The sequence below is a fragment of the Stenotrophomonas sp. STEN013 genome, from assembly GCF_056760355.1.
Window position 1 is genome coordinate 167,065 of record NZ_JBRREO010000005.1, and the last position, 24,457, is coordinate 191,521.

The following is a 24,457-nucleotide window of genomic DNA, read 5'->3' on the forward strand; positions in this document are numbered from 1 at the left end:
GCAGGTAACGGCAAACCTGCCGGAAATTGCGTGTCGACTCTTCACGCGGGCGGTTGTTGTGCGGCATGCTGTGAAGGAAACGTTGCGATGGTGGCCGGGGGGCGGCGCGCAACGTTGAAAACCGTTTCTGCACGCGCACTCAACCGGTCCGTGGCGGGCGGATTTTCTGTCGCGTTCTCTGAAGACGAACCTCGCCCATGCGTGCAGCACGTGTACTGATGTCGGACAGGCACCTGTGAACCGGATCTTCGCCCATCCACTGCGAAGGATCGGCGGTATCGGAAGCGTGGCGGCGATCGTGCTGGCCCTCGTGCTGGCGCTGTTGCTGTGGAATGACCGCAGCAACCGGTTGCAGGCCGCGCAGCGGCAGAGCATGGCCATCGCCACCGGCACCGATCGCCTGCTGCGCTCGGAGCTGTCCACGTTCGAACGGACGCTGCGCGGCACCGCCAATGATGCGCGCGACTATTTCTGGCTGGCTCCCGAGGAAGCGCCGGCGCTGCTGGAGTCGGCCATCGCCGGGGTGCTGTTACGCAATCCGGACCTGGCCACCATCACCCTGGTGGATGGCCAGGGCCGGGCGTTGTCGGGCGGGAGCGGCGATCCGGGGTTCAGCCGCTGGGTCAATCCGGCGCACCGGGTGCTCAGGGGCGAGCTGTACCTGGGCAGGATGGAACGCGGACCGGACGGATCACGGCTGGTGCAGCTGGCCATTCCGGTACAGCCGGGGCAATGGCTGCTGGCGCAGGTCCGGCTGGCGGCGTTCCAGCGGATCGTTACTGGCCTGGATACCGGCCGCATGGGCGTGGTGTCCATCGGCAACCGCGATGGCCAGCTGCTGGCCCACAGTCTGGACCCGTCGCTGGTGGAGCGCACGCTGCCGCGGCCGATGCGGATCTTCCCGCCCGAGGACAAGGTGAGGGCCCGCGGCGTGGCCAACAGCCCGGTCGATGGCCTGTCCCGGATCGGCGCGATCAGCGCGCCGCGCGATTATCCGCTGATCGTGTTCGCCGGCTTGTCCTACGACGAGGTGATGGGGCCGTGGTACACCGCGCTGTATGCGGCCATCGGCCTGTACGTGCTGTACGTGGTCGGACTGCTGTACCTGATCCATATCCGCCGGCGCAGTCTGCGGCGGCAGGCGCGGCTGACCGAGGAGCTGCGCGCCGGCGCCGCCGAGCTGGCCCTGGCCCACCAGGTTGGCAAGGTCGGGACCTGGTCGATCAGCGGTGATGGCGGCACCCTGCGCTGGTCGGCGCAGACCCAGCAGCTGTTTGGCTTGTCGACCCGGCAATCGACCTTGCCGGCACTGTATGCGCGCGTGCATGCCGAAGACCGTCCCACGTTGCGGGCCGAGCTGCAGGCGGCACTGGCCAACGGTGGCGTGGTGAACGCGCTGTTCCGCCTGGTGCTGCGCGACGGCTCCACGCGCTGGCTGTCGGCGCGCGGGGAAATGGTCAATGAGCACCGCCGCAAGCGCATGACCGGTGCGGTGGTGGATGTGACCGAACGCGTGCACAGCCAGTTGCGCGCGCAGGAAGCCGAGCGCCAGTTCCGGCTGGTGTTCGATCGCAATCCGGCGCCGTTCTGGATTTTCGACCTCCATACCCTGCGCTTCCTGGAAGTGAACCAGGCCGCGGTGCGGCAGTACGGCTACAGCCGCGACGAATTCCTTGGCATGACGATCCTGGACATCCGCCCGGCGGAGTACCGCGAGGAGACGGTCGCGTTCATCCGGGAGCTGGCCGACGGGCTGCGTCCGGCCGAGGGGGTGTTCATCCACCGGCGCAAGGACGGCAGTCTGTTCGAGGTGATCGGGCACAGCGCGCGGCTGGAGTTCGATGGCAAACCCGCGCTGCTGGTGCTGGCCGAGGACGCCAGCCAGCGGCTGGCCTACGAACGCGATCTGGCCTATCGCGCCAGCCATCATGCCGGCACCGGCCTGCTGACGGTGCGGGCGCTGGCCGACCGTCTGGACGCCGCTGGCAGCGGCTACACGGTGGTCCACGTGCAGCTGCGCGGGATCCAGATGGTGGCCGATACGCTGGGCCAGGACGCAGGCGAGCAGGTGCTGCAGGCCATGGCGACGCGGCTGGGGGCGCTGGCGGCCGGCTATGGCCTGCTGGCCCATCAGCCGGCCGAGGATTTCGTGCTGGCCATCGCCGCCGGGCACGAGGTGCAGCAGGTCCTGGACGCATTGCTGGCGGCGGTGTCCGAACCGGTGCGCGGGCGCGATTCGCGTCACCAGCTGGAACCGCGGCTGGGCGTGGCGCGCTGTCCTGACGATGGGGAAATGGCCGAACAGGTACTGGGCCGTGCGGCGCAGGCGGCCCATGCCGCGCGCGAGAATGGCACGGTGCTGGCGCGTTTCGATGCCAGTATCGCCGCCCGTTACACCGAACGCCTGCAGCTGGCCGGGCGGATCCACACCGCCATCGACCAGGGCGAGTTCGAGCTGCACTTCCAGCCGATCTATCACGCCGCCGATCGCAGTCCGGCCGCGCTGGAGGCGCTGCTGCGCTGGCCGCAGGCCGATGGCAGCTTCATTGCGCCGGGCGATTTCATCCGCCTGTGCGAGGACACCGGGCTGATCGTCGCGCTGGGCCGCTGGGTGATCCATGCCGCGGCGCGCGCGCAACGCCAGCTGGCCGACCAAGGCTGGGGCGGGCTGCCGATCGCGGTGAACATCTCGGCGGTGCAGTTGTTCAACAGCGATCTGGTGGCCGAATTCAGCCGTGCCACCGAGGCCTGGGACCTGCCCCCCGGGGCGTTGCAGCTGGAACTGACCGAAAGCGCGGTGATGCGCAACCCGGCGCAGGCGCTGCAGACGCTGCAGGCGTTGAAGGAAAACGGTATCGGTGCGGCACTGGATGATTTCGGCACCGGCTTTTCCAGCATGTCCTACCTGCAGCACCTGCCACTGGACTCGCTGAAGATCGACCGCGACTTCGTCTGTGATGTGGAACGCAACCCGCGCAACGCGGCGATCTGCCGCGCGCTGTTGTCGCTGGGCCACAGCATGGGCCTGAACGTGATCGCCGAGGGCGTGGAGAGCGAAGGCCAGCTGGCGTGGCTGGCCGCGCACGGCTGCGACCAGGTGCAGGGTTACCTGCTGGGTCGCCCGATGCCGCTGGAGGCGGTGCGGGTGGCGCTGGACCAGCACCGCTCAGTCTGAGGCGGCCGTTTCCCCGCCGAGGCACTCGACCAGATAGTCGATGAAGCTTCGCACCTTCGGCGCCAGGTGGCTGCGGCTAGCATAGACCGCATGGATGCCGACCGAGGGCACTTCCCAGTCGGCCAGCACCGGTACCAGGCGACCGTCGGCCAGCGCCTCGCCGATGATGAAATCCGGCTGGGCGATGATGCCCATGCCGGCGATGGCCGCCTCGCGCAGTACCTCGCCATTGTTGGCGCGCATGCGTGGCACCAGCGCGATGCCCACTTCGCTCTGCCCGCGCTGCAGTGTCCAGCTGTCGCCGCCGGCCGAGTAGGTATAGGACAGGCAATCGTGCCCCGCCAGTTCCTGCGGGGTGGCCGGGGCGCCGCGTCGGGCCAGATAGGATGGCGCCGCGCACAGCGTGATCCGCGCCTGCGCCAGCCGCCGGGCGATCAGCGAGGGCGCCGGCTGGCGGGTGATGCGGATGGCCAGATCGAAACCTTCCTCGACCATGTCCACCAGCCGGTCGGACAGCTGCAGGTCCAGTTCCACCTGCGGATACCGCGTGCTGTAGCCGGGCAGCAGCGACGCCAGGCGGGCGATGCCATAGCTGACCGGGGCATTGATCCGCAGCCGGCCGGAGGGCTGCAGCGCCTGCGCCCCGACCGAGGCTTCCAGTGCGTCGAATTCGGCCAGCAGCTGCACGCAGCGCTGGTAGTAGGCCGCGCCGGTGCTGGTGGGGCTGACGCGCCGGGTGGTGCGGTTGAGCAGGCGTGCGGACAGGCGCTTTTCCAGCGCGGCGATCTGCCGGGTGACGGCGGCGGTGGACAGGTCCAGCGCCTCGGCCGCGGCGCTGAAACCGTTGCGTTCGACTACGGCGACAAACACCCGCATCGCATCGATCGTGTCCACTGTTTCCACTTCCGCAATAAAACGTTGCCGTCGAGGTTATTTGTTGCGTGCAATCCGCGCAATAAGCTGGCGGCTGTCCTCTTTGCTCCGGGAGTCCGCCGTGACGGACCGTCTGCCATCCCTCTACATCTCGCATGGTTCACCGATGACCGCGCTGGAGCCCGGCCTGGTGGGGCTACGGTTGGCCGAACTGGCCGCCGGCCTGCCGCGCCCGCGCGCGATCGTGATGGCCTCGGCGCACTGGCTGGGCCGCGCGCCGATGGTCTCGGCCGCCGCGCAGCCGGAAACCCTTCACGATTTCGGCGGCTTTCCCGCCGCGCTGTACCAGCTGCAGTACCCGGCGCCGGGGGCCCCGGAGTTGGCCCGGCAGGTGGCCGCGCGTCTGGCCGCTGCCGGGTTGCCGGCGGTGCTGGACCCGCAGCGCGGCCTGGACCACGGCGCCTGGGTGCCGCTGCGCTATCTGTATCCGCAGGCCGACATCCCGGTGCTGCAGGTGTCGATCCAGCCGGGGCTGGGGCCGCGCCACCAGTTCGCGCTGGGCCGGGCGCTGGCGCCGCTGCGCGAGCAGGGCGTGCTGCTGGTCGGCTCGGGCAGCATTACCCACAACCTGCACGACTGGCGCAACGACGATCAGGCCCGGGAAGCGCCGTACGTGCGCCCGTTCATCGGCTGGATCGAGCAGAAGCTGCAGGCCAACGACCTGCCGGCGTTGTTCGACTACCGCCGGCAGGCGCCGTCCGCCGTGCAGGCCCATCCCACCGACGAGCACCTGCTGCCGCTGTATTTCGCTATGGGTGCGGCCGGCACCGACCAGCTCGGCGCGCAGCGCATCGATGCCGGCATCGACCTGGGGTTTCTGGCGATGGACATCTACCGTTTCCAGGGTGCCGGGTAAGCGTGTTCGCCAATGCGCGCCGGTTCCAGCTGCGCGCATCGGCATCCCGGCACGCCTGTGGTAGTTTTCCAGAGGTATTTTTCCGTCGCTGCCCGCGCCGGCAGCGCGCTGTCGTGGTGGTGATTCCCTGGAACGGGCATGCACACGATCGAAGTCGTCCTGGCGATGCTGGTGGCCGTTGTCGCCAGCGGCTATCTGGTAAGAATCCTTCCCTTTTCGCTGCCGCTGCCACTGGTGCAGATCGGGCTGGGCGCGCTGATTGCCGGGGTGTTCAAGCGCGGTCATGCGCTGGACCCGGAGATGTTCTTCCTGCTGTTCCTGCCGCCGCTGCTGTTCCTGGACGGCTGGCGTATTCCCAAACACGGCCTGTTCCGCGACAAGGGCGCGATCCTGGAGCTGGCGTTTGGCCTGGTGGTGTTCACCGTGCTCGGCGCCGGGCTGCTGATCCACTGGTTGATCCCGGCGATGCCACTGGCGGTGGCCTTCGCGCTGGCGGCGATTCTCTCGCCGACCGATCCGGTCGCGGTCGGGGCGATCGCCTCGCGGGTGCCGATGCCCAAACGGCTGATGCACATCCTGGAAGGCGAGTCGCTGCTCAACGACGCCTCGGGCCTGGTCTGCTTCAGTTTCGCGGTGGCCGCGGTGATGACCGGCAGCTTCTCGCTGGCGCAGGCCTCGCTGACCTTCCTGTGGGTGGCGCTGGCCGGCCTGGCGATCGGCGTGGGGGTGACGTACGGGGTATCCACCTTCCAGCGCTGGCTGTGGCGCAGCTTCGGCGAGGAGCCGGGCGCGGCGCTGCTGCTCAACCTGCTGATTCCGTTCGCCGCCTACCTGCTGGCCGAGGAGTTCAAGGCCTCGGGCATCCTGGCCGCGGTCGCCGCCGGCATCACCATGAGCTATGTCGAGCTGACCGGCCGCATCAGCGGCAGCATGCGGGTGCAGCGCGCGGCGGTCTGGAACACCGTGCAGTTCAGCTTCAACGGCATCATCTTCGTGCTGCTGGGCGAGCAGCTGCCGGGCATTGTCGAACGCGCGGTCGATACCATGGCCACCAGCGGCCAGCGCAACCCGTGGTGGCTGCTGGTGTACGTGCTGGCGATCAACATCATGCTGGTGCTGCTGCGACTGGCGTGGGTGTGGCTGTCGCTGCGCTGGAACCTGCTCCGGGCGCGCTGGCGCGGCGAGCAGGGCACGCGCATGCCGTGGCGGGTGGTGCTGGCGATGTCGGTGGCCGGTGTGCGGGGTGCCATCACCCTGGCCGGCGTGCTGACGCTGCCGCTGATGGTGCCTGGCGGTGAGCCGTTCCCGGCGCGCGATCTGGTGATCTTCCTGGCGGCAGCGGTGATCCTGGTGTCGCTGGTCGCGGCCAGCCTGGTGCTGCCGCGGCTGCTCACCGGGCTGGAACTGCCCAAGGACGAGGACAGCCGGCGCGAAGAGGACATCGCGCGCAAGGCGTCGTCCCGGGCGGCGCTGGCGGCGGTGGAGAAAGCCCGGCAGCAGCTCGGAGAGGGCCAGAGCACCGGCAGCGTGCAGCTCTACAACGATGCCGCGGCGCGGGTGAGCCTGCTGTACCAGCGCAATCTGGACAAGGGCCAGAGCCCGGACGAGGACCCGGAGAAGGTCAAACGCATGGAGCAGGCCTATCGCAGCCTGCGCGCGGCCGGCCTGAATGCCGAGCGCGAGGAGCTGTTCCGGTTGACCCGGCGCGGGCAGATCTCCGACGAGGTCGCGCGCAAGCTGATCCGCAACCTGGACCTGCTGGAGAGCCGGCAGCGCGATTGACGCTGCCGGCGGTGATGCTTACGGCTGCGGCAGCTGCAGGAAATACGGCTCCACCGTGCCCTTGATCTTCAGCGTCATCGGGTTGCCGCGGCGGTCGCGGGCCTTGCCGGCCTGCACGCGGATCCAGCCTTCGCTGACCGAGTATTCCTCCACGTCATCGCGCTCGATGCCGTTGAAGCGGACGCCAACGCCGCGCTGCAGGGCGGCGGCATCGTGGAACGGGCTCTGCGGATTGACCGCCAGGTGATCGGGAGGGGTATCGCTCATCTTCATCATCGGTTGAAGGCCAACGTGGCCGTCTTCTGCCGCACAGGATACCTGCCGCTGCGCCCGAGCCTGAAACGCCGTGCTTCCCCGACGCCGGTGCTGCGGTCAGAATGGCGCGCCCGCCCGCAGCCAGAACAACCGCCATGCCCGACAACAGCGACTATTTCGATTTCGAGGAAAACCCCCACGACTTCGACGAGGACGACTTCGAGGCGCGGGTGTGGAACCTGCTGGTGCTGATCAACCCCGGCGACGAGGAACTGGCGCTGCAGCAGTTCAACCGCTGGCGCGAGCTGCTGGCCGAGCGCGGCGAACCGCTGGAGCCGGACAGTGACTGGCTGCCGCCGCTGTTTGCGGCCATCGGCTGGCAATCGGGTTTCGAGGTCGAGCGCGAGGATCTGGACTCGGTGATGGCCGCGGTCAGCGAGCTGGCCGCGCGCTGGAACCTGCAGCTGGACTGGGGCGGCGATCTGGATGACGAGGATTTCGCCGACCATGTCGATGGCGTGCAGCTGCTGTCCATCGCCTTCGATCGCCTGCGCGAGCACGGCTACACGCTGTGGAGCGTGGATGCCGGCAGCGAGGGTTTCACCGGCTGGATGGCGCTGACCCGCGACGATGACGCGATGCTGGCGCTGTGCTCGCTGCTGAACGTGGAAGTGCGGCTGGGTAGCGATCCGTTCTGAGTGCGGACTCGCGGTTCAACCGGCCTGGTACTGCGCCCGCGCGTTGGCGATGACCTGGCGCATCAGGGCGCGGTCGCGATGCCGGGAAATGGCGACCGCGCCGAGCGCGACGGCCCGGGCGTGCAGCGGCGCCGGTATGTCGTAGTGCGCCCCGCTGGGACGGTTCTGGAAGGCGCGGCGGGGAATCCCGAGCTGCTGCGCCAGCGCATGCAGCTCGGGCAGGGTGTCGGCCATCAGATGCGCCCAGCGCTCGCCGCGCCAGGGATGTACCGCATCGTCGATATAGACCGTCACCGGTAGCCTGCGGCTCAGCCCTGCGGCTTGTCGCCGGTGTCGGCTTCAGCAGCCGGTGCGGCGTCGGCGTCGGTGCTGTCAGCCACGTCGGCGTCTTCGGCAGCCATTTCCTCGTCGCCGCTTTCGAACTCGGCCACCAGCGCGGCCAGATAGTCGTCGGCAGTCTTGCCTTCGTCGGTGGCCAGATCGTTGATCATCGCCTCCAGCTGCGGGGAGTACTCCAGGCTGACCTTGCGGCCTTCCTTCTCCTGCACGTTGGCCAGGTGCTTGAGCATGGCCAGCATCGGCACCGGGTTGTCGGCGTTGCCCATGGTCTGGCCACCGATGGCCAGCAGCCATTCGTTGCCCTGCAGACCGATGGCGGCCACCACCTGGCCTTCTTCATTCATCAGCACGGCGTGGTTTTCCACCGGCTGCTGGGCGTTCAGGCGGGCGAACGGGCGGCGCGGGGCCTGCTTCTTGCGCTGGTCGCGCTTGGCTTTGGACTGCTTGGACATGATGCTCGGGCTATGGGAAAACAGCGCCCATTGTAGGCCTCAGTCGGCGGCGGTGACCGGATCGGCGTTGCCGCCCGCGGCCGCGGCGGCCAGTGCCGGCAGCGGCAAGGTGTCGGTTTCATTCAGGGCGGCGGCCTCGGCGTCCCTGGTCATCACCACGATGCTGATCCGGCGGTTGATCGGGTTCTGCGGGTTGGTTTTGTCGAACAGCACCGAGGAGGACAGCCCGACCACGCGCGCGACCTTGGCCTCGTCCATGCCGCCTTCCAGCAGCGTGCGCCGCGCGGCGTTGGCGCGGTCGGCGCTCAGTTCCCAGTTGCTGTAGCCCAGCTGGGTCGAATAGGCGGTGGTGTCGGTGTGGCCGGTCAGGCTGATGCGGTTGGGCACCTGGGAGATGAAGTGCGACAGCTCCAGCAGGATCGCCCGGGTATAGGGCATCAGCCGCGCGCTGCCCAGATCGAACATCGGCCGGTTCTGCTGGTCCACGATCTGGATGCGCAGGCCCTCAGGGGTGATATCCAGCAGCAGCTGGTCCTTGAACGGCTCCAGCGCTTGGCTCTTGCTGATGGCTTCCTGCAGTTCCTGTCTGAGCGCTTCCAGCCGCTGTTTCTCGCGCTCGCGTTCCTGTACCGGAGTTGGCACGGCTTGCTGCTGGTTCTGGAACGGGTCGCTGCTGTTGCCGCGCGAGATGTCGGTGGCGCCCCCCAGCTTGATCATCGAGGTGCTGGCACCGCCCGGACCGGCCATGCCCGGGGCCGGTGTGGCGCTGCTGCCGGCCAGCGGGCTGGGATTGCGGAAATACTCGGAGATCGCCGCGCGCTCGGGTTTGCTGGTGGCGGCCATCAGCCACAGCACCAGGAAGAAGGCCATCATCGCGGTGACGAAGTCGGCGTAGGCCACCTTCCATGAACCGCCGTGGTGGCCGCCGTGTTTGACCTTCTTGACCCGGCGGATGATCACCGTGGGTTTGGTTTCGCTCATGACCGGCGCCTTACTTGACCGACTTCAGGTGCTGCTCGAACTCGTTGAAGCCCGGGCGCAGCGCCGAGGGCACCGTCTTGCGCGCGAACTCCAGGGCGATCTTCGGGTTGTAGCCGCGCAGGCACGCCAGCAGCGCGGTCTTGACCGATTCGTAGATGCGCGCGTCCTGCTCGGCGCGGGCTTCCACCGCCGCCGCCAGCGGGCCGACAAAGCCATAGCCGAGCAGAATGCCGAGGAACGTGCCGACCAGCGCGCCGGCGACATGGCCACCGACCTCCTTGATGTCGCCGCCGATCGAGCCCATGGTGATGACGATGCCCAGCACCGCGGCGACGATGCCGAAACCGGGCAGTCCGTCGGCGACCTTGTTGAGCACCGCGGCCGGCGCCAGCGACTCCTCGTGGTGCTTTTCCAGCTCCAGTTCCAGCAGCGCCTCCAGTTCGTGCGGCTCGATATTGGAGCCGATCATCAGCCGCAGGCAGTCGGTCATGAAGGCCATCAGGTGGTGATCGGCCTGGATCTTGGGGTAGCTGGCGAACACCGGGCTCTCGCCGGGGTTCTCCACGTGCTCCTCCAGCGCCATGAAGCCCTCTTTGCGCGCCTTGTTGAGCAGTTCGTAGACCAGGCTGAGCACGTCCAGATAATCCTGGCGCTGGTACTGCGGGCCCTTGAAGGTGCCCACCACCGCGGCCAGGGTCTGTTTGACCAGCTTGAGCGGGGTGCCGATCAGGAACGCGCCCAGTGCCGCGCCGCCGATGATCACCAGTTCATAGGGCTGCCACAGCGCGCCCAGGCGCCCGTGCGCGCCAAGATAGCCGCCCAGTACGCTGAGGATGACGACGAGCAGACCAACGATGATGAGCATGGGGCAGGCACAAGGAGGGAATCTCCCGTTGTCGGCCTGGCGCGCCAGAACTGAAGTGTGAACTCAGTCGGCGGGCATCGCTTCGGCGCCGCCGCGGCCCAGTGGGTTGGGATAACGCTCGCCGTGGTCGGCGAAGCCCAGCGATACCGAGTTCAGGCAGTGCCGCTCGAAGGTGGGCGGCGGACCATCCGGGAAGACGTGGCCCAGATGGCTGTCGCAGCGGGCGCAGACGATTTCCGTGCGCACCATTCCGTGGCTGGTGTCGCGGATCTGCCGCACATGCGCCGGATCGAACGGGGCGAAGAAACTGGGCCAGCCGGTGCCGGAGTCGAACTTGGTGCTGGAGCGGAACAGCGGCAGCCCGCACAGCCGGCAGCAGTAGACGCCCGCCCGCTTGTTGTCCAGGAATACGCCGCAGAACGGGGCCTCGGTGCCGTGGTGCAGCAGCACGCGCGCCTCGTCCGGGCTCAGCCCGGCGATCAGGGTGGCGCGTTGCGCGGCGTCCGGAGGCGTGAGGTCGAAAGCGGTCATGGTGGGGGTCCGATGGGGCGAGGACCCATGGTAGGCGCGTGCGGGGATCGGACCAAGCCGCCGCGTTCATCGCTGCGCCAGCCGTTCGGGTGCATGCTCGAACCGATCCATAAAGGGAGGCCCCCATGACCAGGTTTGCCCGCATTGTGCTGTTGCTGGCCGGCGGCCTGCCGCTGGCGGCGCAGGCGCAGCTCAAACCCGCGGCGTCGCCCACCGCCACCCGTGCGGTCAGTTTGCCGCCACCGTCCCGGCCGCAGGCCGACGACAACCGCCCGGCGGCCGAAAACGCCCCTGTGCGCGAGCGCCTGCAGCAGCCGGTGTCGCCCGCCAAACCGGCGGTGCCGACCCGTCCGGCGGCACCGGCCGTCGCCCGTCCGGTCTATGACCGCAACGGCCAGCCGCTCAACGGCATGCAGCCGGCCGGTCCGAACCGGGTGATCGATACCCGCACCGGGCGCTACTACGACACCGTGCCCAGCGGCACCGGTGAGCGGGTGGTACCGCCGCCCAGCGCCGCGCGCGGCAACTGAGCCGCGGCCGCGCTCATTCGCTGATCGGCAGGCACAGGGTTTCCTTGACCTCCTCCATCACGATGTAGCTCTTGGATTCGCGGACATGCGGCAGGGTCAGCAGGGTGCTGCCCAGCAGCTTGCGGTAGGAGGCCATCTCGTTGATGCGGGCCTTGAGCAGGTAGTCGAAGTCACCGGACATCAGATGGCATTCCAGCACGTTGGGCAGTTTCAGCGCCGCGCGGCGGAACTCCTCGAAGATGTCGCCGGATTTGTAGGCCAGGCTGATTTCCACGAACACCAGCAGGCCGGCTTTCACCGAAGACGGGTCCAGCCGCGCGTAGTAGCCGGTAATCACGCCTTCGCGTTCCAGCCGCCGCACCCGCTCGGTGCAGGGCGTGGTCGACAGACCCACGCGCTCGCCCAGCTCGGTGAAGGAAATGCGTCCTTCCTGCTGCAGGATGCGCAGGATCTTGCGGTCGATCTTGTCCAGTTCGCGGCTGCGGGTGGCCATGGCGGCTCTGCTTTTGATGAACGAAACGGGAAATTAGCCTGATTTTTCCGGTCAATACAGAAAAAACAACTGGCTTGGCCTGAATATACTGCGCCCTTCCTAGTCCCTGTTGTCCTCTGTGCAGGGAATCATGTGGTCCGGAGAAAGAAGATGCGTGTTCTGGTGCTCGGCAGCGGTGTGATCGGCACGACCAGTGCCTGGTATCTGCGGCAGGCCGGCTTTGAGGTCACCGTGGTCGACCGGCAGCCGGCGCCGGCGCTGGAAACCAGCTTCGCCAACGCCGGGCAGCTGTCCTTCGGCTACACCTCGCCGTGGGCCGCGCCCGGGGTGCCGTTCAAGGCGATCAAGTGGCTGTTCGAAGAACATGCGCCACTGGCGATCCGCCCGACCGGCGATCTGAACCAGTACCGCTGGCTGTGGCAGATGCTGCGCAACTGCACCTCGGCCCGTTACGCGGTGAACAAGGCGCGCATGGTGCGCGTATCCGACTACAGCCGCGACTGCATCAACGAGCTGCGTGCGGCCACCGGCATCGACTACGAGGGACGCCAGCTGGGCACCACCCAGCTGTTCCGCACCCAGCAGCAGCTGGATGCCGCCGCGCAGGACATCGAGGTGCTGCGCCAGTACGGCGTGCCGTATGAAGTACTCGACCGCCAGGGCATCGCCCGCGTCGAACCGGCGCTGGCCGGCAAAACCGGCATGCTGGTCGGCGCATTGCGCCTGCCCGAGGACCAGACCGGCGATTGCCAGCTGTTCACCGACAAGCTGGCCGCGCTGGCCGCCGGGAACGGCGTGGAGTTCCGCTTCGACCAGACCATCAGCGCCATCCACGCCGACGGCGACCGCATCACCGGTGTGCGCATCAACGGCCAGCTGGAAACCGCCGACCATTACGTGCTGGCGCTGGGCAGTTACTCGCCGCAGCTGCTCGCGCCGCTGGGCATGCAGCTGCCGGTGTATCCGCTGAAGGGCTACTCGCTGACCCTGCCCATTACCAACGCGGCGATGGCCCCGAACTCGACCATCCTCGACGAAAGCTACAAGATCGCCGTCACCCGTTTCCAGGACCGCATCCGTGTCGGTGGCATGGCCGAAGTGTCCGGTTTCGACCTGTCGCTGGAGCCGCGCCGGCGCGCCACGCTGGAGAAGGTGGTCAAGGATCTGTATCCGGAGGGCGGCGACCTGTCGCGCGCCGAATTCTGGACCGGCCTGCGTCCGGCCACCCCGGACGGCACGCCGGTGATTGGCGCCACGCCGTATCGCAACCTGTTCCTCAATACCGGCCACGGCACGTTGGGCTGGACCATGGCCGCCGGTTCGGGCCGTTATCTGGCCGACCTGATGGGCGGCAAGACGCCCCAGATCAGCAGCGAAGGCCTGGATATCTTCCGCTACGGCAAGGGACGGCACTGATGCGTCCGGCCCACGCCCTCATCGACCTGGACGCGCTGCGCCACAACTACCGCCTGGCCAGGCAATTGGGCGGCGGCAAGGCGCTGGCCATCATCAAGGCCGATGCCTATGGCCATGGTGCGGTGGCCTGCGCGCGCGCGCTGCAGGACGAGGCCGACGGCTTTGGCGTGGCCTGCATCGAAGAGGCGCTGGAGCTTCGCCAGGCCGGCATCCGTGGTCCGATCCTGCTGATGGAAGGCTTCTTCGATGCGGCCGAACTGCCGCTGATCGTCGAGCACGATTTCTGGACGGTCGTGTCCTCGCGCTGGCAGCTCGAAGCGGTGGAGGCGTTCCAGACCGGTGCCACGCTGCGTATCTGGCTCAAGCTGGACAGCGGCATGCACCGGCTGGGTCTGTCGCCGGAAGAGTTCCGCGACGCGCATGCCCGCCTGAGCGCGCTGCCGCAGGTCGGCCCGCTGGTGCTGATGACCCACCTGGCGCGTGCCGATGAACTGGACAGCAACCGCACCCGGGAGCAGCTCGATATCTTCGTTCGTGCGACAGAAGGTTTGGCCGGTGAAACCAGCCTGTGCAATTCGCCGGCGCTGCTGGGCTGGCCGCAGGTGCGCAGCGATTGGGTACGCCCGGGCCTGATGCTGTATGGCGCCGACCCGCTGTATCCGCAGCCCAGCCCGCACGCCGCGCAGCTGCGCCCGGTGATGACGCTGCAGTCGCGGGTGATCGCGGTGCGCGAGCTGGGTGTGGGTGAGCCGCTGGGCTATGGCGCGCGCTTTGTCGCCGAGCGGCCGACACGGGTAGGTGTGGTGGCGATGGGGTATGCCGATGGCTATCCGCAGTTCGCCCCCAATGGCACGCCGGTGCTGATCGAAGGCGTGCCGGGGCAACTGATCGGCCGCGTGTCGATGGACATGCTGACCGTGGATCTGACCGATCACCCGCAGGCCGGCCACGGCAGCCTCGTGCAGCTGTGGGGCAGCGCGCCGACCATCGCCGAGCTGGCGCCGCGTTGCAACACCAGTGCCTACCGGCTGCCGTGCAGCCTCAAACGCACGCCGCGCGTCTATCTGTCCGAGTAACGAAAAGGGCCGCAGTGCGGCCCTTTTCTGTGGGGGAACCACGGCATCCGCAGTAGCGGCGTGCCGCCTGCGAGGCGGCCGGCCGCTTACCGTCCGGCCGCCGTGTCCTGGCGGAACTCGCGGCGCAGCCAGTCGTTGAGCATCCGCTTCTCATAGCGCAGCGGGTCGGTGTCACTGGGCATGCTGCTGTTGAGCAGGTACGCGGTGTCCACCAGCTTGCGCTCGCCCTGGGCGATCACCTGGCCATTGGCGTCGGTGAGGGCGAACTGCAGGGTGATCCGCGGCGGATAGATGTCGCGCATGATCCGCACATCGTCCAGTCGCGGGCCGCGCCACGGCTCGTAGTCGCCGGCACGTTTGATGTCGGTGAAGGTGACGTCCAGTTGCTGTCCCGCCGGCAACTGTTTGTCGGCCTGCTTGCGCAGGTACCCGGCCAGCTGCGTCACCCAGTCGCCCCGTTCGGCATCCCAGCGGTTGCGGCTCTGGCGCAGTTCGGTGAACTGGGCCGGATCGGTCCACTGCACCTGTACCCGGCCTTCGGCGGGCAGCGCCCGCGGTGCGTCGGGCGCGGTGACGGTGCGGGGACCGGCATGGACAGTGCCCGCAGCCAGAATGCAGGCCAGTGCCACTCGGGCAAGGGTCGAAGTTTTCATGGAAATCTCCGTAGGTATAGCGTGTCTGGAGTGTGGGGCCTGCCTGGGCGCGGAACAATGCTGGTCGTGGCGCGCACGCGCGGAAGTTGCGCGGGATTCATCATCACGTTGTGTCGATAGGCCGGTGCCCAGACTGGCGCTGCTCCCGTTTGCCCCGTCTGTCCTTCCGCCGCCGGTGACATGCTCCCTTCCCCGAATCCGCCCCGTCTTCCGCTGGTGCCCGTTGCCGCTGCGGACCTGGAAAACTCCCTGCTCTATCAGGAGTTGATCGAAGCGGTAGGCACGGGTTTCTGCGTGGTCGAGATGGTGTTCAGCGACGGGGTGCCGGTGGACTTCATCTATCGTCGGGTGAATGCCGCGTTCGAGCGCATCACCGGCTTGCACCAGGTCACCGGTCGGCGCGCCCGCGAGCTGGTCCCCAGCCTGGAGGACTACTGGTTCCGCGTGTTCGGTCGTGTGGTCGAAGAGGGCGTGACGGTGCAGTTCGAGCGCGAGGTGCCCGCGCTGGGACGCTGGTATTCGGTGGAAGCGGTGCGGCTGGGCGCCGAAGGGCAGCGCCGGCTTGGCGTGCTGTTTTTCGATATTTCCCGGCGCAGGCAGGTTGAAACCGAGCTGGCCGAGAGCGAGGCGCGCTTCAGCGCACTGGCCGACGGCCTGCCGATGCCGGTGTGGGTGGTCGATGACCTGGGCCAGCTGCGCTTCATCAACAACGCCTTCTCCACGTTTTTCGGTACCGCCAGCAACCACGTTTTTGGCGCGCGCTGGTGGCAGGGGCTGCTGCATCCGGACGAGCTGGCGCCATTTGAATACGAACTGCGCACCGCGCTGGCCGAAGAGCGTGCCTTGCACCTGAACGTACGCGTGCAGCGCCATGACGGGCAATGGCGCTGGCTGGAGATGAACGCGGTGCCGCGCTTTTCCCCGGACGGGCGCTTCATCGGCCTGGCCGGCAACAGTCCGGATATCACCGAGCGGCGTGAAATCGATAGGGCGCGCGAGGAGCTGCTGGCGGCCGAGCGCACCGCCCGCAACGCCGCTGAAAGCACCACGCGGCTGAAGGATGAATTCCTGGCCACGCTGTCGCACGAGCTGCGCACGCCCCTGACCACGATCCTGGGCTGGAGCGAGCTGCTGCTGCAGCGCATGCCGGCCGAGCATCCGATGCGCCGTGGCCTGGAGGTGATCGCCAGCAGTGCGCTGGCGCAGAAGAGTCTGATGTCGGACATGCTCGACCTGAGCAGCATGCTGCTGGGCAAGGTGCAGCTGGAGGTGGAGGTGCTGGATCTGGCCGCGCAGGTGCGTGAAGCGGTCCAGGCGCAGGCGCTGGTGGCCGAGGGCAAGGCGCAGACGCTGCTGGTGAAGGTGCCCAAGATGCGCTGTCCGGTGCTGGGCGACGCCACCCGGTTGCAGCAGGTGCTGTGGAACCTGCTGTCAAACGCGATCAAGTTCACCCCGGTGGAGGGGCGGGTGGAAGTGGCGGTGCTGCAGGCACCGGGACACTTCGTGGTCGAGGTGCGCGACAACGGGGACGGCATCGCCCCGGAGTTTCTGGAGCACCTGTTCGGCCGCTTCCGTCAGGCCGATGGCACGACCACCCGTCGCCATGGCGGGCTGGGATTGGGGCTGGCCATCGTCCAGCAGCTGACCGAACTGCATGGCGGCAGCGTTTCGGCGGCCAGCGGCGGGGCCGGCCAGGGCGCGGTATTCCGGGTGCGGCTGCCCGCACACCGCGCCGACGCCAGCCATCGGCCACGTCGCAGGGTGCAGCGTGGGCCGATCGGCGAGGACGTGATCGCGCAGCTGCCGCTGCAGGGAATGCGGCTGCTGGCGGTGGAGGATCAGCCGGATGTGCTGGCCAATATCCACCGGGTGCTGGAAGAGCAGGGGGCGTCGGTGATCACCGCCAGTTCCGCGGCCGAGGCGCTGGAGCTGCTGGACCGGCGTGGGCACACCGCCTTCGATCTGCTGCTCAGCGACATCGGCATGCCGGGTATGGATGGCTACGGTCTGGTGCGCACGCTGCGCGAGACGATGGGCGTCTCAGGCCGTGAACTGCCGGCGGTGGCGGTCACCGCGCTGGCGCGGGAGGATGACCGCCGCCGTGCGTTCGCGGCCGGTTTCCAGGCGCATGTGGCCAAGCCGTACAGTCTGGCCCAGCTGGTCGGGGCGATCCGCGACGCCAGACCACGCCACTGAAAGCTTTGCGCGGATTTCACATGAGCTGTGGGTAGTGTGATCCCCATCACCGAGGACGCTGCCATGGCTCTCTACGCGCCCCACGTCTATTCCGACCCGATGCGGATCGCCCTGCTGGAAACACTGCTGGGTGAACTGGGCGACCGCACCCGGGTCGTTCTGGTGTTGCAGGACGGCATCCAAGTGGCGGGCACGGTGACCACGCGGCCGGCGCTGCAGCACTTTGTCGATCACAACGACCAGCCGGGCGTGAACGCCACCGTGCGGCTGGATGACCTGGGGCGCTTCTCGCAGCAGCATGTGGTGTGGCTGGACAGCATCCGCGAGGTACGGCGGATGCCCGGCGAAAGCGCCTGAAGGGCCGGTTGCGGGGCGGACGGCTAGAATGGGCGGCCCTGTTCTTTTTGCCGGTTCGCAATGGCTGCCCAGCACGACGCTCCTCTGGAAACCCTCTTTCTTCCGTTTGCCGCGGGTAACCTGCGTTGGCCGCAGGGGCCGGTCCTGTTCCTGCGTGCGCGCGACGGTTGGCCGTTGCGTGAACATGCCGCCAGTGACCAGCTGGTCTGCGAACAGAGCTTCCGCCCGTTTGCCGCGGCACTGGAGCGCAGTGGCTGGCAGGTACGTGACGAGGCCCAGGTACAGGGCGATGCCACCCGCTATGCGGCGGTGCTGGTATTGCCGCCGCGGCAGCGTGACGAGGCCCGCGCACTGTTTGCCCGCGCCGTGGCCCTGCTCGCCCCCGGTGGCATCGTGGTGGCCTGCCAGTCCAACAACGAAGGCGCCCGCTCGGGTGAAAGCGATCTGCAGCAGCTGGCCGGACTCGGCGGCAAGCTGACCAAGAACCACTGCCGTGCCTACTGGACCGCGCCGGCCGACGGCAGTCACGACGAGGCGCTGCGCAAGCGTTGGGCGGCGCTGGATGCACCGCGCACCATTGTCGATGGCCGCTTCCACAGCCGTCCGGGCGTGTTCGCCTGGGACCGGATCGATCCGGCCTCGGCGCTGCTGGTGGAGCAGCTGCCGGCGGATCTGGCCGGTCACGGCGCCGATCTGGGCGCCGGCTGGGGTTACCTGTCGGCCGAGGTGCTGGCGCGCTGCCCGAAGGTGAGCGCGCTGGATCTGTACGAGGCCGAGGCGCGCGCGCTGGCGCTGGCGCGGACCAATCTGGCTGCCGCCGGCGAGCGCGCCAAGCTGGGTTTCCGCTGGCACGATGTGACCGCCGGCATCGAGGGCCGCTACGACTTCGTCGTTTCCAATCCGCCGTTCCATACTCCGGCGCGCGAGGACCGGCCGGACATCGGCCAGCGCTTCATCGCCGTGGCCGCGCAGGCGCTGCGCCCGGGCGGCAAGCTGTTCATGGTTGCCAACCGGCACCTGCCGTACGAGCAGATCCTCAATGACAGTTTCGGCAAAGTGCATGTGGCCGCCGAACGCGACGGGTTCAAGGTCATCGTCGGCACCCGTGGAGGCCGCGCATGAAGCTGGTCAAGCACATCGCCAACCTGGGCTATGGCAGCCGCAAGCAGGTGCAGGGCATGTTCCGCGAAGGCCGCATCACCGACGGCGACGGCGAGGTGCTGTATGCCGACGACAAGGTTGAACACGACCGCATCCGTGTGGATGGCGAACCGCTGGATCCGCCGCCGGGGTTGACCATCGCGTTGCACAAGCCGGCCGGCTATACCTGTTCGACCAAGGACATCGGCCGGCTGGTCTATGACCTGCTGCCGGACCGTTTCCGCGACCGCTCGCCGCTGCTCTCGCCGGTGGGGCGGCTGGACCGCGAGACCAGCGGACTGCTGCTGATGACCGATGACGGTGCGCTGCTGCACCGGATCGTGTCGCCCAAGTCGAAGCTGGACAAGGTCTACGAAGCGCAGCTGGCGCAGGACCTCCGCGGCGACGAGGGGGCACGCTTTGCCAGTGGCGAGCTGCTGCTGGAATCGGACGACAAGCCGCTGCTGCCGGCCGAGCTGGAGGTGCTGGGGCCGCGCCACGCCCGGCTGACCCTGCACGAAGGCCGCTACCACCAGGTGCGGCGCATGTTCGCCGCGGTCGGCAACCATGTGCAGTCGCTGCATCGCAGCCGCGTCGGCGGTCTGGGCCTGGACGGTCTGGACGAGGGGCAGTGGCGGCAGCTGGATGCGGCCGATCTGGCGCGGTTGTTCGGGAATCACGGCTGATGCAGCCGGCCGCACTGTCCGCGCGCCCGCATGCGGTGATCTTCGATATGGATGGCCTGATGCTGGACAGCGAGCGCGCGCTGCTGGACTGTCTGCAGCACACCGCGCACGCGCACGGGTACGAGGTGCCACGCAGTCTGCTGCTGTCGCTGATCGGCTCCTCCGATGCGGCCTCGCGCCAGCGCCTGGGCGAGGTCCTGGGCCTGGAGCGCACTGATGCACTGCTGGCCGCCTCCTACGCGCGCTACGACGGCATCGTCGAGGCCGGGGTGCCGCACCGGCCGGGCATCATCGAACTGCTCGAGCTGCTGGTCGAACACCAGCTGCCGCGCGCGGTGGCCACCGCCACGCGCCAGCCGCTGGCCTCGCGCAAACTCGAAGCGGCCGGGCTGCTGCGTTATTTCGATGCCGTGGCCACCAGTTCCGAGGTGGCCCACTCCAAACCGGCGCCGGACATCTACCTGCTGGCGGCGCACAGACTGGGGGTTGATCCGGCCCATTGCCTGGCGCTGGAGGATTCACCGACCGGCGTGCGCGCCGCGCTCGCGGCCGGCATGACCACCGTGCAGGTACCGGATCTGCTGGCGCCGGATGAGCAGGTGCGGGCGCTGGGGCATCGCATCGTCGGCTCGCTGCATGAAGTGCGGCAGCAGCTGCTGCCGTGGCTGGGGGCCGCGCCGGTGCTGCAGGCCGAGTGACGCGGCAGGCGCCACCCCGACAGCGGCGGCGCGACCGTTTCCGGCCCGCGCCGTTTCAACCACCGTCCGCGCCTGGAACCGCCGCTCAGTCCCCGGCGAGCAGCGTGTTCCAGCCGTCCACGCCGAGCCTGTCGAGCGTGGCGATATTGCGTTCGACAATCACCTCCGGGTCGGGAAACGCGGCCACCGCCCGTTCCACGCTGTCTTCGCGCAGCAGGTGCAGGGTCGGGTAGGGCGAACGGTTGGTGTAATTGCTGGCGTCATCGGCCGCCACGCCGGCGAACTGGTACTGCGGATGGAAACTGGCCACCTGCAGGATGCCCTGCAGATCCAGCGCCTCGACCGCCGCATCGGCGTTGTCGAGGAAATCGTTGTAGTCCAGGAAATCGGTCAGCACGTCCGGATGCACGATCAGCGTGGTGTCGATCTGCTCGGCCGGCGTGTCGCGCAACAGCACCAGCTCTTCGGCCAGCTCTTCCAGCAGCGCCTCGGGCGTGGAGGCATCGCTGAGCACGAAGCGCACCTGGTCCTTGACATAGACCGCCTTGGCGAACGGGCACAGGTTCAGGCCGATCACCGCCTTCTCCACCCAGCGGCGGGTCAGGGCGATGGGATCGATGGAGGTTTCGTTCATGGCGGCTACGCAGGCGGACGGGGGCAGGTGATTGTAGTGGCCCTGGACGCCTGCTGCGGCGGCGCCTCGCTGGACCGTGCCGGTGCGCATGACACGCCGTGCAGTGATGGGCACCCGGCGTACGGCAAGGATTTCCGCGGACCGGACTTCGGCGATGGGGCCGGCCCCACGCCGGAACAGGCCGCAGCAGCGCATGTGCCTGCTGCAGCCGCGTGGCTCAGTCGCGGAAGTTCTCGAATTGCAGCGGCTGTTCGAAGTCGCCCTTCTTCAGCAGCGCCATCACTTCCTGCAGGTCATCGCGCTTTTTGCCATTGACGCGCAGCTTGTCGCCGTTGATCTGGGTATCGACCTTGATCTTGGACTCCTTGATCCTGGCGGCGATCTGCTTGGCCAGCTTCTGTTCGATACCCTGCTTGACCGTGACCTGCTGGCGCGCGCCGCCCAGATTGGTCTCGATGTCGCCGAATTCCATGCAGCGGAAATCGATGCTGCGGGCACCCAGGCGCTGTTTGAGGATGTCGCCCATCTGCTTGAGCTGGAAATCGGTGGGCGCGGTCAGCTTGATCAGCTTCTCGTCTTCCAGCACGTACTTGGCGTCCACACCCTTGAAATCGAAGCGGGTGGACAGCTCGCGGTTGGCCTGGTCGATGGCGTTGGTCAGCTCGTGCTTGTCAACTTCGGAGACGACGTCAAAGGAAGGCATGGAGGCCTGCTCCCATCAATGAAAACGGTCTCCATTCTAGGCGATCGATGCCGGCCCGGTGGCGCGCGCCGGACCACGGTGCCTGCGGCTGATTGCGCACCCCCGGGCACGCGGCTGATCGGTGGCGGAGGCGCGGCGGCCGCCCGGATGCGGGCTGAACATAGTGCACTGAATGGGGGTGCGCCGCGGTAGGCGCAGGACCGATAATCGCGCCATGCCTTCCACCAAATCCCCTGCGCACGCCATCCTCTGGATGCTGGCGGCTGTCGCCTTCTTTTCGTTGATGGATGCCGGCATGAAGATGCTGTCGGCCAGCTATCCCACCTTGCAGGTCACCATGTTGCGCGGTGCAGCGTCATTGCCGTTCGTGCTGGTGTGGGTGCTGGCCACCGCCGGGCCGCGCTCGATCATCCCGGTGCGCTGGGGCCTGCACCTGCTGCGCGGTGTGCTGGGCATGGTGATGATCGGCTGTTTCGTTTATGCGCTGCGCACGCTGCCGCTGTCCACCGCCTACACCCTCTATTTCGTCTCGCCGCTGCTGGTGGCGGCGCTGTCGGTGCCGCTGCTCGGTGAGCATGTCGGGCCACGGCGCTGGGTGGCGATCGGCATCGGCCTGGTCGGCGTGCTGGTGGTGCTGCGCCCGGGGGTGGAGGGCATCATCTCGCTGCCGGGGCTGATGGTGCTGGTGGCGGCGCTGGCCTACGCCATCGCCTCGGTGACGGTGAGCCTGCTGACCCGTACCGATACGTCGCAATCCATGGTGGTGTGGTTTTTGCTGATCATGGCCGTTGGTGCCGGATTGCTGGCCTGGCCGCAGTGGCAACCGCTGCAGTGGAAGCACGCGGCGCTGATTGCCGGCATGGGCCTGGCCGGGGCGCTGGGTCAGATCGCGCTGACCCGCGCGTTCCAGCTGGGCCAGGCCTCGCTGATCGCGCCGCTGGAATACACCGGTCTGGTCTGGGTGATCGGCCTGGATCTGCTGCTGTGGGGCGTGCTGCCGGACCGCTGGACCTGGCTGGGGGGGGCGATCATCGTCGCCAGTGGCCTGTACCTGCTGCATCGGGAACGCGTGCAGCAGGCCCGGCGGACCGCGCCGATGGACCATCCCTGAGCCAGGGAGGGGCGGGGGCGGTCGCTTAGAACCAAAAGGAATAAGATTCCCGGTGTCAGCACGCGCGCCGCAGCCGTGGCGCTGCTAGGCTGCACGCCCGTTCCGTCCTCCCCCGGTTGCCCTGGCAGTGATCGAGTTCCAGAACCTGCACAAATCCTATGTGGTGGAAGGCCGCGCGATCACCGCGCTGCATCCGCTCGACCTGCAGATCCACGCCGGCGAAGTGTTCGGCATCATCGGCCACTCCGGTGCCGGCAAGTCGACCCTGATCCGCCTGATCAACCGGCTGGAGGACCCCAATGGCGGCCGCGTGCTGATCGACGGCCAGGACGCCACCGCGCTGGACGCCGACGGCCTGCGCGCGCTGCGCCGCCGCATCGGCATGATCTTCCAGCATTTCAACCTGCTGTCGGCGCGTACCGTGGCCGCCAATGTCGCCTTTCCGCTGGAACTGGCGGGCACGCCCAGGGCCGAGATCGACGCGCGCGTGGCCGAGCTGCTGCGCACCGTCGGGCTGGAGGCGCACGCGGGCAAGTACCCGGCGCAGCTGTCGGGCGGGCAGAAGCAGCGCGTCGGCATCGCCCGCGCGCTGGCCACCCGCCCGCAGATCCTGCTGTGCGACGAGGCCACCAGTGCGCTGGACCCGCAGACCACGGCCTCGGTGCTGGCGCTGCTGGGCAAGATCAACCGCGAGCTGGGCCTGACCATCGTGCTGATCACCCACGAGATGGACGTGATCCGCCGGGTCTGCGACCGCGTGGCCGTGCTCGATGCCGGGCATCTGGTCGAACTGGGCCCGGTGACCGAGGTGTTCCTGCATCCCCAGCATCCGACCACGCGCCGGTTCGTCTCCGAGTCCGAGCATGTGGATGAGGGCGAGCAGCTGCGCGACTTCGCCGCGGTGGGCGGCCGCATCATGCGCCTGACCTTCCTGGGCCAGGACACCTACGAACCCCTGCTCGGGCGCATCGCCCGCGAGACCGGGGTGGACTACAACATCCTGTCCGGGCGTATCGACCGGATCAAGGACACCCCCTACGGCCAGCTCACCGTTGCGCTGGTGGGCGGTGACGAGGACGCCGCGCAGGCCGCATTCGTTGCCGCGGGCGTGCATGTGGAGGAGCTGCGCCGATGATCATCGCCACCGCGGACGGTTTCTTCCGCCACCTGGATGCCGGCAAATGGGCCGACATCGGCCAGGCCACGATCGACACCCTGCTGATGCTGGCCGGCTCGCTGCCGCTGACCCTGGCGATTGGTCTTCCGCTGGGCGTGCTGCTGTTCCTGACCGGCTCGCCTCAACTGCACCGCAAGCCGGTGGTGTACGGAGTGCTGGCACTGCTGGTGAACCTGCTGCGCTCGGTGCCTTTCATCATCCTGATGATCGTGCTGATCCCGGTCACGCTTGGTCTGATGGGCACCTCGCTGGGCGTACGCGGGGCGATCCTGCCGCTGGTGGTGGGCGCCGCGCCGTTCTATGCGCGACTGGTGGAAACCGCACTGCGCGAAGTGGACCGGGGCGTGATCGAAGCCAGCCAGGCGATGGGCGCGACCACCGCGCAACTGGTGTTCAAGGTGCTGCTGCCCGAAGCGCGGCCGGGCCTGATCGCCGGCGCCACGGTCACCACCATCGCGCTGATCGGCTTCACCGCGATGGGCGGCGCGATCGGTTCCGGCGGTCTGGGCGATCTGGCCTTCCGCGACGGCTACCAGCGCTCGCACACCGACGTGGCCCTGGTCACCGTGGTGCTGCTGCTGGTGCTGGTACAGGTCCTGCAGATGCTGGGCGACCGTCTGGTCACGCACTACAGCCGCAAGTGACCGGCTGATCCATCGACAATGGCGTCGCCGCCACCTGCTAGGGTGGGGCGCTCGCCGTTTCCGTTTTTCCAGGAAC

General features: G+C 68.1%; 26 protein-coding genes. 15 read left to right on the plus strand and 11 right to left on the minus strand.

Annotated elements, in window-relative coordinates; genetic code table 11:
* The first annotated feature begins 235 nt into the window (after nucleotides 1–235).
* The gene (locus tag ACVOMH_RS12135) at nucleotides 236–3,175 is read left to right on the plus strand and encodes a bifunctional diguanylate cyclase/phosphodiesterase (RefSeq protein WP_481552131.1); all 2,940 of its coding nucleotides are present in this window, start codon (nucleotides 236–238) and stop codon (nucleotides 3,173–3,175) included.
* Here ACVOMH_RS12135 and ACVOMH_RS12140 read toward each other — a convergent pair.
* Nucleotides 3,167–4,069 (minus strand): LysR family transcriptional regulator, encoded by a 903-nt coding sequence (locus ACVOMH_RS12140; protein ID WP_481552132.1) that lies wholly within the window; start codon nucleotides 4,067–4,069, stop codon nucleotides 3,167–3,169. The two genes, ACVOMH_RS12135 and ACVOMH_RS12140, sit on opposite strands and share 9 nt — an antisense overlap.
* Before the next feature lie 145 nt (nucleotides 4,070–4,214).
* On the opposite strand from ACVOMH_RS12140, the gene ACVOMH_RS12145 reads away from it, so the two are divergent.
* A complete protein-coding gene (locus ACVOMH_RS12145; RefSeq protein ID WP_481552174.1) occupies nucleotides 4,215–4,964 on the plus strand; it encodes a DODA-type extradiol aromatic ring-opening family dioxygenase in 750 nt (249 codons plus the stop codon).
* 138 nt (nucleotides 4,965–5,102) lie between these two features.
* Nucleotides 5,103–6,746, plus strand: coding sequence for a Na+/H+ antiporter (locus ACVOMH_RS12150; RefSeq protein ID WP_057506201.1), 1,644 nt, complete (start codon nucleotides 5,103–5,105; stop codon nucleotides 6,744–6,746).
* 18 nt (nucleotides 6,747–6,764) lie between these two features.
* Here ACVOMH_RS12150 and ACVOMH_RS12155 read toward each other — a convergent pair whose 3' ends face one another.
* Complete coding sequence (locus tag ACVOMH_RS12155; RefSeq protein ID WP_054660762.1) at nucleotides 6,765–7,013, minus strand: DUF3297 family protein; 249 nt, start codon at nucleotides 7,011–7,013, stop codon at nucleotides 6,765–6,767.
* 143 nt (nucleotides 7,014–7,156) lie between these two features.
* Here ACVOMH_RS12155 and ACVOMH_RS12160 point away from each other — a divergent pair, with 143 nt between their 5' ends.
* Nucleotides 7,157–7,699 carry a DUF6630 family protein gene (locus ACVOMH_RS12160; protein WP_054660758.1) on the plus strand — a complete coding sequence of 181 codons (543 nt, stop codon included), beginning with the start codon at nucleotides 7,157–7,159 and terminating at the stop codon, nucleotides 7,697–7,699.
* 15 nt (nucleotides 7,700–7,714) lie between these two features.
* Here the strand turns inward: ACVOMH_RS12160 and ACVOMH_RS12165 are convergent, their stop codons facing one another.
* From ACVOMH_RS12165 to msrB, 5 genes are all read right to left on the minus strand, one after another.
* The gene (locus tag ACVOMH_RS12165; protein WP_481552133.1) at nucleotides 7,715–7,993 is read right to left on the minus strand and encodes a DUF4031 domain-containing protein; all 279 of its coding nucleotides are present in this window, start codon (nucleotides 7,991–7,993) and stop codon (nucleotides 7,715–7,717) included.
* A 14-nt stretch (nucleotides 7,994–8,007) separates the two neighbouring features.
* Complete coding sequence (locus tag ACVOMH_RS12170; protein WP_481552134.1) at nucleotides 8,008–8,490, minus strand: hypothetical protein; 483 nt, start codon at nucleotides 8,488–8,490, stop codon at nucleotides 8,008–8,010.
* Nucleotides 8,491–8,529: 39 nt separating this feature from the next.
* Nucleotides 8,530–9,471: a flagellar motor protein MotB gene (gene motB / locus ACVOMH_RS12175; protein WP_481523195.1), complete on the minus strand. Its 942-nt coding sequence runs from the start codon at nucleotides 9,469–9,471 to the stop codon at nucleotides 8,530–8,532.
* 10 nt (nucleotides 9,472–9,481) lie between these two features.
* Nucleotides 9,482–10,336, minus strand: a complete 855-nt coding sequence (motA, locus tag ACVOMH_RS12180; protein ID WP_481523196.1) for a flagellar motor stator protein MotA — start codon at nucleotides 10,334–10,336, stop codon at nucleotides 9,482–9,484.
* A 63-nt stretch (nucleotides 10,337–10,399) separates the two neighbouring features.
* Entirely contained in the window at nucleotides 10,400–10,867 is a 468-nt protein-coding gene (gene msrB, locus ACVOMH_RS12185; protein ID WP_481552135.1) for a peptide-methionine (R)-S-oxide reductase MsrB, read from the minus strand.
* Nucleotides 10,868–10,992: 125 nt separating this feature from the next.
* Between msrB and ACVOMH_RS12190 the strand changes: the two genes are divergently transcribed.
* Nucleotides 10,993–11,397 (plus strand): classical arabinogalactan protein 4, encoded by a 405-nt coding sequence (locus ACVOMH_RS12190; RefSeq protein WP_481552136.1) that lies wholly within the window; start codon nucleotides 10,993–10,995, stop codon nucleotides 11,395–11,397.
* A gap of 13 nt (nucleotides 11,398–11,410) precedes the next feature.
* Here the strand turns inward: ACVOMH_RS12190 and ACVOMH_RS12195 are convergent, their stop codons facing one another.
* Nucleotides 11,411–11,890, minus strand: coding sequence for a winged helix-turn-helix transcriptional regulator (locus ACVOMH_RS12195; protein WP_054659526.1), 480 nt, complete (start codon nucleotides 11,888–11,890; stop codon nucleotides 11,411–11,413).
* Between the two features lie 150 nt (nucleotides 11,891–12,040).
* Between ACVOMH_RS12195 and ACVOMH_RS12200 the strand changes: the two genes are divergently transcribed.
* Both ACVOMH_RS12200 and alr read left to right on the plus strand, forming a co-directional pair.
* Nucleotides 12,041–13,306: a D-amino acid dehydrogenase gene (locus tag ACVOMH_RS12200; RefSeq protein ID WP_481552137.1), complete on the plus strand. Its 1,266-nt coding sequence runs from the start codon at nucleotides 12,041–12,043 to the stop codon at nucleotides 13,304–13,306.
* Nucleotides 13,306–14,382 carry an alanine racemase gene (gene alr, locus ACVOMH_RS12205; RefSeq protein ID WP_481552138.1) on the plus strand — a complete coding sequence of 359 codons (1,077 nt, stop codon included), beginning with the start codon at nucleotides 13,306–13,308 and terminating at the stop codon, nucleotides 14,380–14,382. Before ACVOMH_RS12200 ends, alr begins: the two co-directional genes overlap by 1 nt.
* Nucleotides 14,383–14,468: 86 nt before the next feature.
* On the opposite strand, the gene ACVOMH_RS12210 is transcribed toward alr, so the two are convergent.
* Nucleotides 14,469–15,035 (minus strand): DUF3016 domain-containing protein, encoded by a 567-nt coding sequence (locus ACVOMH_RS12210; protein WP_481552139.1) that lies wholly within the window; start codon nucleotides 15,033–15,035, stop codon nucleotides 14,469–14,471.
* A gap of 180 nt (nucleotides 15,036–15,215) precedes the next feature.
* On the opposite strand from ACVOMH_RS12210, the gene ACVOMH_RS12215 reads away from it, so the two are divergent.
* The 5 genes from ACVOMH_RS12215 (at nucleotide 15,216) to ACVOMH_RS12235 (ending at nucleotide 20,112) form a co-directional block, all read left to right on the plus strand.
* Nucleotides 15,216–17,231 (plus strand): hybrid sensor histidine kinase/response regulator, encoded by a 2,016-nt coding sequence (locus ACVOMH_RS12215; protein ID WP_481552140.1) that lies wholly within the window; start codon nucleotides 15,216–15,218, stop codon nucleotides 17,229–17,231.
* 63 nt (nucleotides 17,232–17,294) lie between these two features.
* Nucleotides 17,295–17,588, plus strand: coding sequence for a DUF3247 family protein (locus ACVOMH_RS12220; protein ID WP_481523203.1), 294 nt, complete (start codon nucleotides 17,295–17,297; stop codon nucleotides 17,586–17,588).
* Between the two features lie 60 nt (nucleotides 17,589–17,648).
* Nucleotides 17,649–18,710 carry a class I SAM-dependent methyltransferase gene (locus ACVOMH_RS12225; protein WP_057506206.1) on the plus strand — a complete coding sequence of 354 codons (1,062 nt, stop codon included), beginning with the start codon at nucleotides 17,649–17,651 and terminating at the stop codon, nucleotides 18,708–18,710.
* Complete coding sequence (locus ACVOMH_RS12230) at nucleotides 18,707–19,414, plus strand: pseudouridine synthase (RefSeq protein ID WP_481552141.1); 708 nt, start codon at nucleotides 18,707–18,709, stop codon at nucleotides 19,412–19,414. Before ACVOMH_RS12225 ends, ACVOMH_RS12230 begins: the two co-directional genes overlap by 4 nt.
* Nucleotides 19,414–20,112, plus strand: a complete 699-nt coding sequence (locus ACVOMH_RS12235; RefSeq protein WP_481552142.1) for an HAD family hydrolase — start codon at nucleotides 19,414–19,416, stop codon at nucleotides 20,110–20,112. The genes ACVOMH_RS12230 and ACVOMH_RS12235 overlap by 1 nt, the downstream gene beginning before the upstream one ends.
* A gap of 85 nt (nucleotides 20,113–20,197) precedes the next feature.
* Here the strand turns inward: ACVOMH_RS12235 and ACVOMH_RS12240 are convergent, their stop codons facing one another.
* Both ACVOMH_RS12240 and ACVOMH_RS12245 read right to left on the minus strand, forming a co-directional pair.
* Nucleotides 20,198–20,746, minus strand: a complete 549-nt coding sequence (locus ACVOMH_RS12240; RefSeq protein ID WP_481523206.1) for a DUF1415 domain-containing protein — start codon at nucleotides 20,744–20,746, stop codon at nucleotides 20,198–20,200.
* Between the two features lie 217 nt (nucleotides 20,747–20,963).
* On the minus strand, nucleotides 20,964–21,449 hold the full coding sequence (locus ACVOMH_RS12245; RefSeq protein WP_054660300.1) for a YajQ family cyclic di-GMP-binding protein: 486 nt from the start codon (nucleotides 21,447–21,449) through the stop codon (nucleotides 20,964–20,966).
* A 214-nt stretch (nucleotides 21,450–21,663) separates the two neighbouring features.
* On the opposite strand from ACVOMH_RS12245, the gene ACVOMH_RS12250 reads away from it, so the two are divergent.
* The 3 genes from ACVOMH_RS12250 to ACVOMH_RS12260 all read left to right on the plus strand — a co-directional run bounded on the left by ACVOMH_RS12250 (nucleotide 21,664) and on the right by ACVOMH_RS12260 (nucleotide 24,381).
* Nucleotides 21,664–22,560: a DMT family transporter gene (locus tag ACVOMH_RS12250; protein WP_054660302.1), complete on the plus strand. Its 897-nt coding sequence runs from the start codon at nucleotides 21,664–21,666 to the stop codon at nucleotides 22,558–22,560.
* A 127-nt stretch (nucleotides 22,561–22,687) separates the two neighbouring features.
* A complete protein-coding gene (locus tag ACVOMH_RS12255) occupies nucleotides 22,688–23,695 on the plus strand; it encodes a methionine ABC transporter ATP-binding protein (RefSeq protein ID WP_481552143.1) in 1,008 nt (335 codons plus the stop codon).
* Complete coding sequence (locus ACVOMH_RS12260) at nucleotides 23,692–24,381, plus strand: methionine ABC transporter permease (RefSeq protein ID WP_481523208.1); 690 nt, start codon at nucleotides 23,692–23,694, stop codon at nucleotides 24,379–24,381. The genes ACVOMH_RS12255 and ACVOMH_RS12260 overlap by 4 nt, the downstream gene beginning before the upstream one ends.
* Nucleotides 24,382–24,457: the final 76 nt, after the last annotated feature.